The organism is Burkholderia sp. Bp8998, assembly GCF_003854235.1.
Lineage (GTDB): Bacteria > Pseudomonadota > Gammaproteobacteria > Burkholderiales > Burkholderiaceae > Burkholderia.
In genome coordinates this window covers 57,746-73,757 of sequence record NZ_QTQF01000011.1, presented here as the reverse complement: position 1 = coordinate 73,757, position 16,012 = coordinate 57,746, and the positions used below count along the sequence as shown (strand labels likewise).

The 16,012-nt window shown below is 67.4% G+C and carries 15 protein-coding genes; 10 read left to right on the top strand and 5 right to left on the bottom strand.

Translation table 11 applies throughout. The features are described 5' to 3' along the window. Nucleotides 1–19 precede the first annotated feature (19 nt). Nucleotides 20–394 carry an Mth938-like domain-containing protein gene (locus DIE06_RS13735; protein WP_124661881.1) on the bottom strand — a complete coding sequence of 125 codons (375 nt, stop codon included), beginning with the start codon at nt 392–394 and terminating at the stop codon, nt 20–22. Between the two features lie 316 nt (nt 395–710). On the opposite strand from DIE06_RS13735, the gene DIE06_RS13730 reads away from it, so the two are divergent. The 6 genes from DIE06_RS13730 (at nt 711) to DIE06_RS13705 (ending at nt 7,138) form a co-directional block, all read left to right on the top strand. Continuing rightward, nucleotides 711–1,949 (top strand): pyridoxal phosphate-dependent aminotransferase, encoded by a 1,239-nt coding sequence (locus DIE06_RS13730; protein WP_124661880.1) that lies wholly within the window; start codon nt 711–713, stop codon nt 1,947–1,949. Between the two features lie 56 nt (nt 1,950–2,005). Next, nucleotides 2,006–3,334, top strand: a complete 1,329-nt coding sequence (locus tag DIE06_RS13725) for a homoserine dehydrogenase (RefSeq protein ID WP_124661879.1) — start codon at nt 2,006–2,008, stop codon at nt 3,332–3,334. Between the two features lie 14 nt (nt 3,335–3,348). Continuing rightward, entirely contained in the window at nt 3,349–4,800 is a 1,452-nt protein-coding gene (gene thrC / locus DIE06_RS13720) for a threonine synthase (protein WP_124614492.1), read from the top strand. A gap of 277 nt (nt 4,801–5,077) precedes the next feature. Next, nucleotides 5,078–6,325, top strand: a complete 1,248-nt coding sequence (gene glp, locus DIE06_RS13715) for a gephyrin-like molybdotransferase Glp (protein WP_124661878.1) — start codon at nt 5,078–5,080, stop codon at nt 6,323–6,325. A 19-nt stretch (nt 6,326–6,344) separates the two neighbouring features. Then, complete coding sequence (moaD, locus tag DIE06_RS13710) at nt 6,345–6,602, top strand: molybdopterin converting factor subunit 1 (protein ID WP_124661877.1); 258 nt, start codon at nt 6,345–6,347, stop codon at nt 6,600–6,602. 59 nt (nt 6,603–6,661) lie between these two features. Then, nucleotides 6,662–7,138 carry a molybdenum cofactor biosynthesis protein MoaE gene (locus DIE06_RS13705; RefSeq protein WP_124661876.1) on the top strand — a complete coding sequence of 159 codons (477 nt, stop codon included), beginning with the start codon at nt 6,662–6,664 and terminating at the stop codon, nt 7,136–7,138. A gap of 69 nt (nt 7,139–7,207) precedes the next feature. On the opposite strand, the gene DIE06_RS13700 is transcribed toward DIE06_RS13705, so the two are convergent. Next, nucleotides 7,208–7,768: a group III truncated hemoglobin gene (locus DIE06_RS13700; protein ID WP_124661875.1), complete on the bottom strand. Its 561-nt coding sequence runs from the start codon at nt 7,766–7,768 to the stop codon at nt 7,208–7,210. 265 nt (nt 7,769–8,033) lie between these two features. On the opposite strand from DIE06_RS13700, the gene DIE06_RS13695 reads away from it, so the two are divergent. Both DIE06_RS13695 and clpB read left to right on the top strand, forming a co-directional pair. Continuing rightward, nucleotides 8,034–8,552: an Rrf2 family transcriptional regulator gene (locus DIE06_RS13695; RefSeq protein WP_124661874.1), complete on the top strand. Its 519-nt coding sequence runs from the start codon at nt 8,034–8,036 to the stop codon at nt 8,550–8,552. Between the two features lie 156 nt (nt 8,553–8,708). Then, complete coding sequence (gene clpB, locus DIE06_RS13690; RefSeq protein WP_124661873.1) at nt 8,709–11,306, top strand: ATP-dependent chaperone ClpB; 2,598 nt, start codon at nt 8,709–8,711, stop codon at nt 11,304–11,306. A gap of 109 nt (nt 11,307–11,415) precedes the next feature. Here the strand turns inward: clpB and DIE06_RS13685 are convergent, their stop codons facing one another. Then, complete coding sequence (locus DIE06_RS13685) at nt 11,416–11,847, bottom strand: YidB family protein (protein ID WP_124614485.1); 432 nt, start codon at nt 11,845–11,847, stop codon at nt 11,416–11,418. Between the two features lie 86 nt (nt 11,848–11,933). Beyond that, nucleotides 11,934–12,545 (bottom strand): helix-hairpin-helix domain-containing protein, encoded by a 612-nt coding sequence (locus DIE06_RS13680; protein ID WP_124661872.1) that lies wholly within the window; start codon nt 12,543–12,545, stop codon nt 11,934–11,936. A gap of 275 nt (nt 12,546–12,820) precedes the next feature. Between DIE06_RS13680 and DIE06_RS13675 the strand changes: the two genes are divergently transcribed. Together DIE06_RS13675 and DIE06_RS13670 are read left to right on the top strand one after the other, a co-directional pair. Next, the gene (locus tag DIE06_RS13675) at nt 12,821–13,282 is read left to right on the top strand and encodes a MerR family transcriptional regulator (protein ID WP_124661871.1); all 462 of its coding nucleotides are present in this window, start codon (nt 12,821–12,823) and stop codon (nt 13,280–13,282) included. Then, a complete protein-coding gene (locus tag DIE06_RS13670; RefSeq protein WP_124661870.1) occupies nt 13,266–13,709 on the top strand; it encodes a carboxymuconolactone decarboxylase family protein in 444 nt (147 codons plus the stop codon). The genes DIE06_RS13675 and DIE06_RS13670 overlap by 17 nt, the downstream gene beginning before the upstream one ends. 20 nt (nt 13,710–13,729) lie before the next feature. Here DIE06_RS13670 and DIE06_RS13665 read toward each other — a convergent pair whose 3' ends face one another. Continuing rightward, entirely contained in the window at nt 13,730–15,661 is a 1,932-nt protein-coding gene (locus DIE06_RS13665) for a sigma-54-dependent Fis family transcriptional regulator (protein ID WP_124661869.1), read from the bottom strand. Nucleotides 15,662–16,012 lie beyond the last annotated feature (351 nt).

Here is a 16,012-nt window from a genome sequence, read left to right as displayed (position 1 = left end):
AGTTTTACCGCATCGGGGATTAACGTTCAATTAAGAGCGCGGCGGCGACTTTGCGGCCCTCGGCCATCAGGATGTTGTAGGTGCGGCAGGCGGCCTGGAAATCCATCGTCTCGACGCCGATCCGGTTGGCCGTCAGCGCGGCCACGAGGCGCGGGTGCGGGAAGCGCAGCCGCGCGCCGCTGCCGAAGATCACGAGTTCGGGCGCCGGGTCGAGCAGCATCGCGAAATGTTCGGGCGCGAGCGCGTCGAACGACGACACGGGCCAGTCCCGCACCGGCGCGCCGGGCAGCACGATGACGCTTCCCTCGTGGCGTTGGAGGTTGACATCGACATAATCGGGGCCGTAGCCGGTGACGGTATTGAGCGCGCCGCTCGTGTCCTGGTGCAGTTTCAAATCGGTATTCCGCGGTTCCGTGGAGTGAGTGTCTGGCAAGGGCCGCGCGGGCCCGGGCGGCCGTTTTCGCGACCGGCGCACGCGGGACGCTTGACGGCGCGGGCCCGGAGCGGCCATGGTGCATTGCGAAAGTTGGCCAAAATCCGCTAAATTATAACTTTTTGGTCGCCCCCGGGCGCCACTTGCGTCGTGCGTCGCCACAAGCCGCGTCCGACCGCCCGCTTTTTCCCCAGTCTAGACAGCGCGCACAGACCGGCCGCTCTCCAGTTTTGATCCCGTCCCCCGGCCGCAAGGCCAACCCAGGAACCGTGTCGTCGTGAAACCGATTCAGAAGTCGAACAAGCTGCTCAACGTCTGCTACGACATCCGTGGCCCGGTGCTCGAGCACGCGAAACGCCTCGAGGAAGAAGGCCACCGCATCATCAAGCTGAACATCGGCAACCTCGCGCCGTTCGGTTTCGACGCGCCGGACGAGATCATCCAGGACATGATCCGCAACCTGCCGGCGTCGTCCGGCTATTCGGATTCGAAGGGCGTGTTCTCGGCCCGCAAGGCCGTGATGCACTACACGCAGCAAAAGGGCGTCGTCGGCGTCGGCCTCGACGACATCTACATCGGCAACGGTGCGTCCGAGCTGATCGTGATGGCGACCCAGGCGCTCCTGAACGACGGCGACGAAGTGCTGCTCCCGGCGCCCGACTACCCGCTGTGGACGGCCGCCGTGAGCCTGTCAGGCGGCACGCCCGTGCACTACGTGTGCGACGAGCAGAACGCGTGGATGCCCGACCCCGACGACATCCGCCGCAAGATCACGCCGAACACCAAGGCGATCGTCGTGATCAACCCGAACAACCCGACCGGCGCGCTTTATTCCGACGAATTGCTGCTCGAGCTGCTCGAGATCGCGCGCGAGCACGGGCTGATCGTGTTTGCCGACGAGGTCTACGACAAGATCGTCTACGACGGGCTCGAGCACACGGCGCTGGGTTCGCTGTCGGAGGACGTGATCACCGTCACGTTCAACAGCCTGTCGAAGAGCTATCGCTCGTGCGGCTACCGCGCGGGCTGGATGGCCGTGTCGGGCCTTGGCGGCGACAACCGCCGGCGCGCGAAGGACTACCTGGAAGGCCTCGGGATCCTGTCGTCGATGCGCCTGTGCGCGAACGTGCCCGGGCAGTTCGCGATCCAGACCGCGCTCGGCGGCTACCAGAGCATCAAGGAACTGATCGTGCCGAGCGGGCGCCTGTACAAGCAGCGCGAACTCGCGTACGACATGCTCACGTCGATTCCCGGCGTGACCTGCGTGAAGCCGCAGGCCGCGCTGTACATGTTCCCGCGCCTCGATCCGAAGCTCTATCCTATCCAGAACGACCAGCAGTTCATCCTCGACCTGTTGCTCGAGGAACGCGTGCTGCTCGTGCAGGGGACGGGCTTCAACTGGGCGGCGCCGGATCACTTCCGCGTGGTCTTCCTGCCGAACCTCGACGACCTGACCGATTCGATCAACCGGATCGCGCGCTTCCTCGACGGCTATCGCAAGCGCCATTCGGTCTGAGCGGACCGAGTCCCCCCGGCATTCATTCATTCTCTTACTCATCGATCACACGCAGCATGGAACCGATCAAAGTTGGCCTGTTGGGCTTCGGCACCGTCGGCAGCGGCACCTTCACGGTGCTGCACCGCAACCAGGAAGAAATCAAGCGACGCGCGGGGCGCGGCATCGAGGTCGCGCGCATTGCAGTGCGCAACCCGGCCAAGGCGCAGGCCGCGCTCGGCGGTAACGCCGGCGCCGCGCAGATCACCGACGATTTCAACGCGGTCGTCGACGATCCGTCGATCTCGATCATCGCCGAGATGATCGGCGGCACGGGCATCGCGCGCGAGCTCGTGCTGCGCGCGATCGCGAACGGCAAGCACGTCGTGACCGCGAACAAGGCGCTGCTCGCGGTGCACGGCACCGAGATCTTCGAGGCCGCGCGCGAGAAGGGCGTGATGGTCGCGTTCGAGGCGGCCGTCGCCGGCGGCATCCCGATCATCAAGGCGCTGCGCGAAGGCCTGACCGCGAACCGCATCCAGTACATCGCGGGCATCATCAACGGCACGACGAACTACATCCTGTCGGAAATGCGCGACCGCGGCCTCGACTTCGCGACCGCGCTGAAGGCCGCGCAGGAGCTCGGCTACGCGGAAGCCGATCCGACCTTCGACATCGAGGGCGTCGACGCCGCGCACAAGGCGACCATCATGAGCGCGATCGCGTTCGGCGTGCCGGTCCAGTTCGACCGCGCGTACGTCGAAGGCATCAGCAAGCTCGACGCGACCGATATCCGCTATGCGGAAGAGCTCGGCTACCGGATCAAGCTGCTCGGCATCACGCGCCGCGCCGAAAACGGCATCGAGCTGCGCGTGCACCCGACGCTGATCCCGGAAAAGCGCCTGCTCGCGAACGTCGAGGGCGCGATGAACGCGGTCGTCGTGCACGGTGACGCAGTCGGCACGACGCTGTACTACGGCAAGGGCGCGGGCGCGGAACCGACCGCATCGGCGGTCGTCGCGGATCTCGTCGACGTCACGCGCCTGCATACGGCCGACCCCGAGCATCGCGTGCCGCATCTCGCGTTCCAGCCGGACAGCCTGTCGAACACGCCGATCCTGCCGATCGAGGAAGTGACGAGCGGCTACTACCTGCGCCTGCGCGTCGCCGACCAGACCGGCGTGCTGGCCGCGATCACGCGCATCCTCGCCGAATCGGGGATCTCGATCGACGCGCTGCTGCAGAAGGAGTCGGAGCAGGTCGACGACGCGAACGGCGAAACCGACATCATCCTGATCACGCATGTGACGCGCGAGAAGCACGTCAACGCGGCGATCGCGCAGATCGAGAGCCTCGAGACGGTGGTCTCGAAGGTGACGAAGCTGCGCATGGAAGCACTGAACTGAGGACCGGGAACGACATGAACTACATCTCCACGCGCGGCGCCGGCATCGGCGAGCGCCACACGTTCTCCGACATCCTGCTCGGCGGCCTCGCGAAGGACGGCGGGCTGTACCTGCCGGCCGAGTATCCGAAGGTGTCCGCCGACGAACTCGCACGCTGGCGCACGCTGCCGTACGCGGATCTCGCGTTCGAGATCCTGTCGAAGTTCTGCGACGACGTGCCGGCCGACGACCTGCGCGCGATCACGCGCCGCACGTACACGGCCGCCGTGTACAGCAACACGCGCCACGGCGAGAACGCGTCCGACATCACGCCGCTGAAGACGCTCGGCACCGAGAACGGCGCGGCACTGTCGCTGCTCGAACTGTCGAACGGCCCGACGCTCGCGTTCAAGGACATGGCGATGCAGCTGCTCGGCAACCTGTTCGAGTACACGCTCGCGAAGCACGGCGAGGCGCTGAACATCCTTGGCGCGACGTCGGGCGACACGGGCAGCGCGGCCGAATACGCGATGCGCGGCAAGGCCGGCGTGCGCGTGTTCATGCTGTCGCCGCACCAGAAGATGAGCGCGTTCCAGACCGCCCAGATGTTCAGCCTGCAGGATCCGAACATCTTCAACCTCGCGGTCGAAGGCGTGTTCGACGACTGCCAGGACATCGTGAAGGCCGTTTCGAACGATCACGCGTTCAAGGCGCAGCAGAAGATCGGCACGGTCAACTCGATCAACTGGGCGCGCGTCGTCGCGCAGGTCGTGTACTACTTCAAGGGTTATTTCGCGGCGACGACGTCCAACGACGAGCGCGTATCGTTCACCGTGCCGTCGGGCAACTTCGGCAACGTCTGCGCGGGCCACATCGCGCGGATGATGGGTTTGCCGATCGCGAAGCTCGTGGTCGCGACCAACGAGAACGACGTGCTCGACGAGTTCTTCCGCACGGGCGCATACCGCGTGCGCAGCGCGGAAAACACGTATCACACGAGCAGCCCGAGCATGGACATCTCGAAGGCGTCGAACTTCGAGCGCTTCGTGTTCGACCTGCTCGGCCGCGATCCGGCACGCGTGATGCAGCTGTTCCGCGACGTCGAGGAGAAGGGCGGGTTCGATCTCGCGGCGAGCGGCGATTTCGCGCGCGTGGCCGAATTCGGCTTCGTGTCGGGCCGCAGCAGCCACACGGACCGCATCGCGACGATCCGCGACGTGTTCTCGCGCTACGACACGATGATCGATACGCACACGGCCGACGGCGTGAAGGTCGCGCGCGAGCATCTCGACGCGGGCGTGCCGATGGTCGTGCTCGAGACGGCCCAGCCGATCAAGTTCGGCGAGACGATCCGCGAAGCGCTCGATCGCGAGGCCGAGCGGCCGGCCGCATTCGACGGACTCGAGGCGCTGCCGCAGCGTTTCGAGGTCGTGAAGGCCGACGCGCAGCAGGTGAAGGACTTCATCGCCGCGCATACGGGCGCGTAATGTAGCACCGGGGTAGCACCGGGGTAGCGCCGGGCCGCGGGTTCGCAAGCCCGGCGGCGCGGGACGGCCGGAATGCCGATTCGTCGCACGGATCGGGGTTCCGGCCGTTTCGTTTGGCGGCGGCCGTGCGCAGGCGAGCCGTCCGGTGCACGATGAAACAAGTGCCAGTGCCGCGGGTTCGCGCCGATTACAGTTGTCGCATGTCCGGCATATCGCGCGTCCGCGCGACGGCGTCGCTACAATGACGTATTGACGCCAACGAACCCCGATTCCATCGATGTCGAACCCGAATCCCGCGGCGCCGCGCGCGCCGATGCTGTCGACTGCCGAAGCGCTCGCCGCGCTGCTCGAAGCCGCGAAGCCGCTGCCCGGCGCCGAAACCGTCGCCACGCTCGATGCGCTCGGCCGCGTGCTGGCCACCGACGTGAGCTCGCCGCTCGACGTGCCGCCGATGCATACGAGCGCGATGGACGGCTATGCGGTGCGCGTCGCCGACCTGCTGCACGGCGAGCGGCGCCTGCCGGTGTCGCAGCGGATTCCGGCCGGCCATCCGGCCGCGCCGCTCGCGGCGGGCACGGCTGCGCGGATCTTCACCGGCGCCACGGTGCCGCCCGGTGCCGACGCCGTCGTGATGCAGGAGCAGACATCGGCCGACGGCGACGCGGTCGAGATCCTGCACACGCCGAAGGCCGGTGAATGGATCACCGCGCAGGGCGCGGACATCCGCCTGGGTTCGGTGATCCTGCCGGCCGGCACGCGGCTCACGCCGCAGGCGCTCGGCCTGGCCGCGTCGGTCGGCTGCGCGCAACTGTCGGTCGCGCGGCGGATTCGCGTCGCGGTGTTCTTTACCGGCGACGAACTGACGATGCCGGGCGAGCCGCTGAAGCCCGGCGCGATCTACAACTCGAACCGCTTCACGTTGCGCGGGCTGCTCGAGCGGCTCGGTTGCCACGTGACCGACTACGGGATCGTGCCCGACTCGCTCGCCGCGACCCGCGACACGCTGCGCGAGGCCGCGCGCGATCACGACGTGATCCTGACGAGCGGCGGTGTATCGGTCGGCGACGAGGATCACGTGAAGCCGGCCGTTGAGGCCGAAGGGCGGCTCGCGTTGTGGCAGATCGCGATGAAGCCGGGCAAGCCGCTCGCGTTCGGCGCGGTGCGCCGTGGCGATGAGCGTCCCGACGCGCATTTCATCGGACTGCCGGGCAACCCCGTGTCGAGTTTCGTCACGTTCCTGCTGTTCGTGCGGCCGTTCCTGCTGCGCCTGTCCGGCGTGCGCGACGTCGCGCCGCGCGCGGTGTCGCTGCGCGCGGACTTCTCGCAAAGCAAGGGCGACCGGCGTAACGAATTCCTGCGCGCGCGCGTCAACGCGGCCGGCGGCCTCGATCTGTTCCCGAACCAGAGTTCGGCGGTGCTGACGTCGACGGTCTGGGGCGACGGCCTGATCGACAATCCGCCGCAGCACGCGATCAGCGCGGGCGAGACCGTGCGTTTCATTCCGTTTTCCGAACTGCTGTCGTAACGCGATGGCTTCCCGACCTATGAAGATTCAGCTGAAATTCTTTGCCAGCGTGCGCGAGGCGCTGGGCGTGTCCGACGAGCAGGCCGACGTGCCGGACGGCGTGACGACTGTCGGCGACGTGCGCGCATGGCTGCGCCTGCGCGGCGGCGCGTGGGCCGAGACGCTCGCCGAGGGGCGTGCGTTGCGCATGGCGTGCAATCACCAGATGACCGACCCCGATACGCGGCTTACCGACGGTTGCGAGGTCGCGTTTTTTCCGCCTGTGACGGGCGGTTGAGCTTTGCATGGGATCAGAGTAAGCGCTGAAGCGCTAACTCTGGTCGACAGAGGCAGACAATGGCTACGGTACGAGTCCAGAGCGACGATTTCGACCTCAACACCGAAGTGGCGGCGCTGCGCGCGCGCAACCCGAAGATCGGCGCGATCGCGTGCTTCGTCGGCACCGTGCGCGATCTGAACGAAGGCGATTCGGTCGCCGCGATGGAGCTCGAGCACTATCCGGGGATGACCGAGAAGGCGCTCGAGAAGATCGCCGCCGAGGCCGGCCGGCGCTGGCCCGGGATCGACGTCGCGATCGTGCATCGCGTCGGCCGGCTGCTGCCGCTCGACCAGATCGTGATGGTCGCGACGGTCGCGTCGCATCGCGGCGATGCGTTCGCGTCGTGCGAATTCGTGATGGACTACCTGAAGACCGAGGCGCCGTTCTGGAAGAAGGAAACGACGCCGGACGGCGAGCGCTGGGTCGATGCCCGCAGCACCGACGATGCGGCGCTCGCGCGCTGGGGCGTCGAATCGGGCAACACGCCGCGTTGAGCGCGGCGATCGCGTCATGCGGCCATGTGCCGCAGGCGATTAAGCGCTCAAGCGTTCAAGCATCGCCCGTCAGGCGTCCGGATCGACGCCGCGCCCGATGATCTTCGTCGGAAACGGCTCGCCGCGGGCGCGTGGCGGCAGCGCGTGCGGATCGTCGCCCGCGTCGCGTCGGCGCGGCGCGATCGCGTCGAGCAGCGCCTGCTGCTCGGGCGGAATCTGGTAATCCCAGCCGAAGCGACTCAATTGCAGGCTCTGCGCGATCCGCAGCGCGGGCTCCATGAAGCGGATGGCCGCGGGCGGCGTGTAGCGCCCCTCGACGGTCTTCAGGAACAGCGACAGCCAGCGGCTGAAATGCGCGGGCTCGATCCCGTCGAGCGGCTGGTGCGCCTGCTGCACGCTGCCGCGATAGCCTTTGGTGCCGAGCACGAGGCTCGACCAGAAGCTCACCATCTTCGGCAGATGGTCGTCCCAGCGGCCGTCCAGCTTCGCGTCGAACACGGGGCCGAGCAGTGGATCGGCGCGCACGCGGTCGTAGAACGCGTACACGAGGTCGCGGATGTTGTCTTCGGTCGGTTCGGCGTCGCGGAGGCGGGCCGGAGCGGTATCGGGCGAGGCGGGCAGGGCGGTCATGGCAAAAAAGGGCCGGAAAATTCGGGGCATCGGCACCGTGCCGGCGGAACGGCAGCGTGGGCAACGCGCAGGACGCCGACAGAATTTTGACGCAAAATAGCGTCCACCAATGCCCGAAAAATGCGTAGATGTCATGCATCTTATTGCGCACCGGCCGTCCCGGCAACCCGGCGCGTCGAGCGGCCTCGACAGCCACCCCGGCGCGCGTCCCGATTGACCCGGCTCGCTTGATTGGGGCGCGATTGATATTTTTCCGTATTCGCTCATGAGACTCACCGACTACACCGACTACTCGCTGCGCGTCATGCTGTACCTTGCCGTGCGCGGCGAGGGGCTCGCGACGATCCAGGAGATCTCGGACGCCTACGGCATCTCGAAGAACCATCTGATGAAGGTCGTGCAGCAGCTCGGCGAGCTCGGCTGGGTCGATACCGTGCGCGGCCGCAACGGCGGGCTGCGGCTGTTTCCGGAATCGCTGAAGCTGACGGTCGGCCAGGTGGTTCGCGCGACCGAGAGCGATTTCGCGCTGGTCGGCTGCTTCGCGGTCGACGGCGATGCGTCGCGCGGCTGCGTGATCGAGCCGCAGTGCCGCCTCAAGGGTGTGCTGGCGGCCGCGCGCGACGCATTCTTCGCCGAACTGGACCGCCATTCGCTCGGCGAGCTGGCCGTGCCCGCGTCGCCGCTCGTCGCGCTGCTGGGCATTCGTCCGATCGCGCTGGTGCATGCCGAGCCGTCCGCAGATGGCGTACCGGCGTCCGCCGAATCGCAGTCGAAGGCCGGCTGACACGCCGGCACCGCCCCCCGCCATCCGGCGGCAGCCCGTCCGCAGGCCGCCGCATTGCCGCCCGGCAATTTTTGCGCTGAATCAACCCGAATTTCGCTTGAAACCCGTATAACCATCCACATCTTGGTGTTAATCGAAAATTGGAGGTCTCACCAAATGAGAATCGACAAGCTCACCACCAAGTTCCAGGAAGCACTCTCGGACGCGCAAAGCCTCGCGGCGGGCCGCGACAATCAATACATCGAACCCGTTCACGTGCTGGCGGCGCTGGTAGCACAGCAGGACGGCTCCGCCCGCTCGCTGATGTCGCGCGCGGGTGTTCACGTGCAGGCGCTGCAAGGCGCGCTGAACGAAGCCATTTCGCGCCTGCCGCAAGTGACGGGCACGGGCGGCGACATCCAGATCGGCCGTGAGCTGGCCGGGCTGCTGAACCAGGCCGACAAGGAAGCGCAGAAGCTCAACGACACGTTCATCGCGAGCGAGATGTTCCTGCTCGCCGTGTCCGACGACAAGGGCGAAGCCGGCAAGCTCGCCCGTCAGCACGGCCTCACGCGCAAGGCGCTCGAAGCCGCGATCGCCGCGGTGCGCGGCGGCTCGCAGGTGCACAGCCAGGACGCGGAAAGCCAGCGCGAGGCGCTGAAGAAGTATACGGTCGACCTGACCGAGCGCGCCCGCGCGGGCAAGCTCGATCCGGTGATCGGCCGCGACGACGAAATCCGCCGCTCGATCCAGATCCTGCAGCGCCGGACCAAGAACAACCCGGTGCTGATCGGCGAGCCGGGCGTCGGCAAGACCGCGATCGTCGAAGGGCTCGCGCAGCGGATCGTCAACGGCGAGGTGCCGGAGACGCTGAAGGGCAAGCGCGTGCTGTCGCTCGACATGGCTGCGCTGCTCGCCGGCGCGAAGTACCGCGGCGAGTTCGAGGAGCGCCTGAAGGCTGTGCTCAACGACATCGCGAAGGACGAAGGCCGGACGATCGTGTTCATCGACGAGATCCACACGATGGTCGGTGCCGGCAAGGCCGAAGGCGCGATGGATGCGGGCAACATGCTGAAGCCGGCGCTGTCGCGCGGCGAGCTGCACTGCATCGGCGCGACGACGCTCGACGAATATCGCAAGTACATCGAGAAGGACGCCGCGCTCGAGCGCCGCTTCCAGAAGGTGCTCGTCGACGAGCCGAGCGTCGAGGCGACGATCGCGATCCTGCGTGGGCTGCAGGAGAAGTACGAACTGCACCACGGTGTCGACATCACCGACCCGGCGATCGTCGCCGCGGCCGAGCTGTCGCACCGCTATATCACCGACCGCTTCCTGCCGGACAAGGCGATCGACCTGATCGACGAGGCTGCGTCGAAGATCAAGATGGAAATCGATTCGAAGCCCGAAGAGATGGACAAGCTCGACCGTCGGCTGATCCAGCTGAAGATCGAGCGCGAGGCCGTCAAGAAGGAGCAGGACGAAGCGTCGCAGAAGCGCCTGCAGCTGATCGAGGAAGAGATCGAGCGTCTCGGCCGCGAATATGCGGACCTGGAAGAGATCTGGACCGCCGAGAAGGCCGCCGTGCAGGGCAGTGCGCAGCTCAAGGAAGAGATCGAGAAGGTGCGCGCCGACATCGCGCGTCTGCAGCGCGACGGCAAGCTGGAGAAGGTCGCCGAACTGCAGTACGGCAAGCTGCCGCAACTCGAGTCGCAACTGAAGCAGGTCACGCAGGCCGAAGAGCAGGAGCAGCACAACCCGACGCGTCCGCGTCTGCTGCGCACGCAGGTCGGCGCGGAGGAAATCGCGGAAGTCGTATCGCGCGCAACCGGGATTCCGGTGTCGCGGATGATGCAGGGCGAACGCGAGAAGCTGCTGCACATCGAGGAGAAGCTGCACGAGCGCGTGGTCGGCCAGCACGAGGCGATCAGCGCGGTCGCGGATGCGATCCGTCGTTCGCGCGCGGGTCTCGCCGATCCGAATCGTCCGTACGGCTCGTTCCTGTTCCTCGGCCCGACGGGGGTCGGCAAGACGGAGCTGTGCAAGGCGCTGGCGGCGTTCCTGTTCGATTCGGAAGAGCACCTGATCCGCATCGACATGAGCGAGTTCATGGAGAAGCACAGCGTCGCGCGGCTGATCGGTGCACCGCCGGGCTATGTCGGCTACGAGGAAGGCGGCTACCTGACGGAAGCCGTGCGCCGCAAGCCGTACAGCGTGATCCTGCTCGACGAGATCGAGAAGGCGCATCCGGACGTGTTCAACGTGTTGCTGCAGGTGCTCGACGACGGTCGCATGACCGACGGGCAGGGGCGCACGGTCGACTTCAAGAACACGGTTATCGTGATGACGTCGAACCTCGGCTCGCAGGTGATCCAGGCAATGACGGGTTCGCCGCAGGAAGAGATCAAGGACGCCGTGTGGCTCGAGGTGAAGCAGCACTTCCGTCCGGAATTCCTGAACCGGATCGACGACGTCGTCGTGTTCCACGCGCTCGATCGCAGCAATATCGAATCGATCGCGAGGATCCAGCTCGCGCGCCTGCACGACCGGCTCGCGAAGCTCGACATGGCGCTCGACGTGTCGCCGGCGGCGCTCGAGCAGATCGGCAAGGTCGGTTACGATCCGCTGTTCGGCGCGCGGCCGCTCAAGCGCGCGATCCAGCAGGAGATCGAGAACCCGGTCGCGAAGCTGATCCTCGCGGGCCGCTTCGGTCCGAAGGACGTGATCCCGGTCGACGTCAACGACGGCAGGTTCGTGTTCGACCGCGTCGTGCACTGATCGCCGGCGATCGGCCGCACGCCCGGTTCGCGCCGGGCGCACAAAAACAAACACCCCGCTCAGGCGGGGTGTTTGCATATGGGGCGGCCGAAACCGCTGCCGTGCGGGCTCAGGCCTGCTTGTTGCCGCCGAACATGCCGGCGAGCTGCGTGAGCGTGCCGAGCACGTTCGACGTGTCGACCTGGCCGCCGGCCGGCACTTCGCCGTTCGGCGTCGCGCCGTTGACGACGTGCGGCAGCACCTGCGCGAGGATCGACGATGCCTGGGACGGATCGATGCCGACCTTGCTCGCGAGTGCGCCGACGACGTCGGAGCCGAGCACGTTCTGCAGCGTGTCGGCCGAGATCGGCTGGTTTTCGCCGTTGCCGACCCACGAGCCGATGATGTCGCCGGCGCCGCCGGCCTTGAACTTCTCGATCAGCCCGTTCAGGCCGCCCGGCTGGTTGTTGATGAATTCGAGCGCGGTCGTGATGAGTGCGCTTTGCGAGTTGCCGCCGGCCTGGCCGCCGATCAGACCGCCGACGATGTCGAGGAGACCCATGATTCTTCACCTTCACTGAAAAGGGCGCCGTGACGACGGCGCCCGTTGATCGAATGCCGCGCGCACGCCATCGCGCGCGGCGCACATCAGGCGCCCGACGCCGCGGCGGCGGAGGCTGCCTTGTCCTTCTTGCTCTTCTTCTTCGAACCCTTCGTCGCCTTCGTGGACGACGCTGCGGCCGGCGCGCTCGCACTCGCGCCCGCGTCGGCGGATGCCGCCGCGGCTGCGGCCGCCTTGTCCTTCTTCGATGCGCGCTTGCTCTTGGCCGGCTTGGTCGTCGCGTCCGGTGCGCTCGCGGCCGGTGCCGTCGCCGTCGTGCCGGCCGTCGCGGTCGTCGACGTCGACGCGGTGCCTGCCGACGTCGTGGTCGACGGGGGCGCCGAGGTCGTCGCGGCCGGTTTCGACAGCTTCACGCCCTTCGGCGGTGTCGACGAGCCGCCGATCGTCAGGCCGTTTTCCTCGAGATGCCCGACCGACTTCGTGCCGAGACCCTTCACGCGGGTCGCGAGATCGTCCGCGTCCTTGAACGGGCCGTTCTTGGTGCGTTCGTCGATGATCGCCTTCGACTTCACGGGCCCGAGGCCCTTCACCGATTCGAGCGCGGCCTGGTCGGCCGTGTTGACTTCGACGGCCGCGGCGAGGCCGGCGGCGAGCGACAGCGATAGCGCGACGAACAGCATCAGCAGCTTTCTCAGCATGGCAAAGGCTCCCTGGTTCTGATGGATGAATGGCTGTTGCAACGGACGGCGGGGCGAGGCCCGGCCGGGCCTCGCCGTTAAGCATAGGACAAACGCGTGCCCGTTTTAAGACAGGCTGACCGAATCTTGCTGAAGGCTTGCGTCGCTGTAAAGACAGAAAGCCGCGCCGGGCGGCGCTTTTGACCATTGTTTACGGTGTCGCCGAGATTCGTCGTGCTGGCTGTTCGACAGGGCTTGACTTAGAGTGAACTCTAACTCCTAACCTTGTTCCTGCCATGTCGAAAACCGTATCCCAACCTTCCTCCGCCGGCCCGCTGACGATCGGCCAGGTCGCCGAAATGACCGGCTTGTCGACGCATACGCTGCGGTACTACGAGCAGGCCGGCCTGCTGCGCGCGATTTCGCGCACGGCGGCCGGGCACCGGCTCTATGCGCCGGCCGACCTTGACTGGCTGGCCTTCGTGATGCGCCTGAAGGCGACCGGCATGCCGGTCGCGCAGATGCAGGCATTCGCGACACTGCGCGCGCAAGGCGAGTCGACCTTCGGTGCGCGGCGCAGCCTGCTGGTCACGCATCGCGACGCGGTGCGCGCGCATATCGCGGAACTGCAAGCGAGCCTCGACGTGATCAGCGACAAGATCGTGAACTATGAGGCACAAGAGCGGGATATGGCACGACGGGCAAGACCTTCTCACTCTCTATCGAAACAGGACGGACCCAATGGAACGACGCGTTGAAGACCGCTATACGCGCGGCTGGAACAAACTGAAGGAAATCGACGGCGAAGCGGGTGAGCGCGTGATTGCGGCCCTCGCGCCGATCGCGCCGGACTTCGGGCGGCTGATCGTCGAGTTCGGTTTCGGTGATATCTACAGCCGGCCGCAGCTCGACCTGAAAGCGCGCGAGATCGCGACGATCGCGGCGCTGGCCGCGCTCGGCAACGCGCAGCCGCAGTTGAAAGTGCATATCGAGGCCGCGCTGAACGTCGGCTGCACGCGCGACGAGATCGTCGAGGTGTTCATGCAGATGGCCGTCTATGCAGGTTTTCCGGCCGCGCTCAACGCACTGTTCGCCGCACACGAGGTGTTCGCGCGGCGCGACGAAGCGGCCGGCGAGACCGGTGACGCCGCGAACGCGCGCGAAGCGGCCGTGCATGGGGCATGAGCGGTAGGCGCGCTCGCGCATCACGCGCGGTGCGGCGCGACGATCCGATGTTTCGCGATCCGCCGGTACAGCGTCGCGCGCGAGATGCCGAGCGCCTGCGCGGTCGCGTCGGGCCGCCAGCGATGCGCGGTGAGCGCCGCGACGATGCGGCCGCGTTCGTCGTCCGGCAGCGCGCCGGCGGTGCCGGCGCCGAGCTGCGCGGCGAGCTCGGCCGGCAGGTCGCGCATCGTCACGCGCGCGGCGTCGCACACCGCGCACGCATAACGCAGCACGTTGCGCAGCTGGCGCACGTTGCCGGGCCACGGATAGGCGGCAAGCTGTTCGGCGAGCGTCGCGTCGAGCGTGAGCACGTGGCCGGTCGCCTGCGCCTCTTCGGCGAACACCGCGGCGATCACGTCGCGCACGTCCGCGCGCTCGCGCAGCGGAGGTAGCTCGAACGTCGCACCGCTCAGCCGGTAGTACAGATCCTCGCGGAACGTGCCGTCGGCCACCATCCGCATGAGATCGCGGTGCGTCGCGCAAATCACGTCGAGATCGACGCGCACGGGCGTATCGCTGCCGAGCGGCACGACTTCGCCGTCGGCGAGCACGCGCAGCAGCCGCGTCTGCAGCGTGAGCGGCATGTCGCCGATTTCGTCGAGGAACAGTGTGCCGCCGTCGGCGAGCGCGATCTTGCCGCGCGCGCCGTGCTTGCGTGCACCGGTGAACGCACCGGCCGCGTAGCCGAACAGCTCGCTTTCGATCAGCGCCTCGGGCAGCGCGCCGCAGTTGACTGCGACGAACGGCCGTGCGCGCCGCGCACCCGCGTCGTGGATCGCGCGCGCGAACACTTCCTTGCCCGCGCCGGTTTCGCCGAGCACGAGGATCGGCAGCCGCTTGCTCACGACACGCAGCGCGAGTTCGGCCTGCTGCGCGACGCGTGCGTCGCTGCTCTGCAGGAACGGCGTCAGCGCGCCGACGTGGCGCTGCGCGGTGCCGGGGCGGCGCGATGCCGGGGCGGCCCGTGCCGTGCCGGTTTCGCGGCCGGCGCGTCGTAGCGGCGCGCGCAGCCGCGCATAAAGCGGGGCGCCGGTCGCGCGCAGCCGCAGCGCGATGATCGCGTCGAGCCGCGCAGCGTCGCGCAGCGGCATCTCGGTCGCATCGAAGATCTCGTCGATATGGCGCGGTTCGCGCAGCGCCGGCAGCGCGTCGCGCGCCTGCCGGTTTGCGGCGACGATATTGCCGCATTCGTCGAACGCGATCAGCCATTCGGGCTGCGCCTCGACGTAGTGACGATTCGGATGCCCGAACAATATCCAGTGCTGCGCGGTGCTGTGCACGAAATAGCCGTCCTCGATCAGCGCCGCGCTCTGTCGCACGAGCTGGTACACGAGACGCTGGCTGTCGCGGCCGTCCGGCGACTGGACGGCCGACGCATCGAGCACGCCGATCAGTTCGCCGCCCGGCGCGAAGATCGGGGCTGCGCTGCAGGTGAGCGTGGTAAATGCCGCGCGGAAATGGTCGGTCTTGTGCACGGTGATCGGCGCGAGATCGGTCAGCACGCTCGCGACGCCGCAGGTGCCTTCCTCGCTTTCCGACCAGCACGAGCCGATGTGCAGCCCCGCATGGCGGAAGTCGTTGCGGCGCTCGCGGTCGATCCGGTAGTCGATCGTCACGCCGTGCGCGTCGGTCAGCATCACGCAATAGTCGGCGACGCGAATCATGTCGTGCAGGCGTGTCAGGCACTGGCCCGATGCGCGCAGGAACGCCTCTTCCTTGTCGCGCACCTCGCGCAGCTCGGCCGCGGTCAGCACGCGCGGGCCGATCGACGACGCCGGGTCGAGCGCGTAGCGCTCGAGCGAGCGCTGCCACGACGACACGAGACGCGCGGAATCGGCCGGCGCGGGCAGGCGCCCGGCGAGCGCACCGAGCACACGGTCGGCGTGCTGGGCCTGGGGGACGGCGTAGGGCATGGTCGGCTCCGGTTCCGTACGGCGGGGAATTCGATGTTCTTGTAGCACATTCGCTTGCTCGGATCACATTGCATCGCAGCACGCGCGCGGCGTGAGACGTTCGTCTCAGCGGGATCTCAGTCGGTCTCGCGCGGATGAGACGCGGGGCATGCCACGCGCGACGGTGGTCCGGAGCATGGTGGTGCGCGCCGCGCCGCGATCCGCGCGGCTTGCCGGCGAAATCGCCACCCGGATGAAGGCGCCGACGCCGGTGCACCGGGAGATCGGCGGCGTGAGACGCACCGGCGGTTTTGCGCAGCGTCGGGCCGTCATGGCAGCAGATGTCGATGACAGGGGTACCCGCCGAGCCAG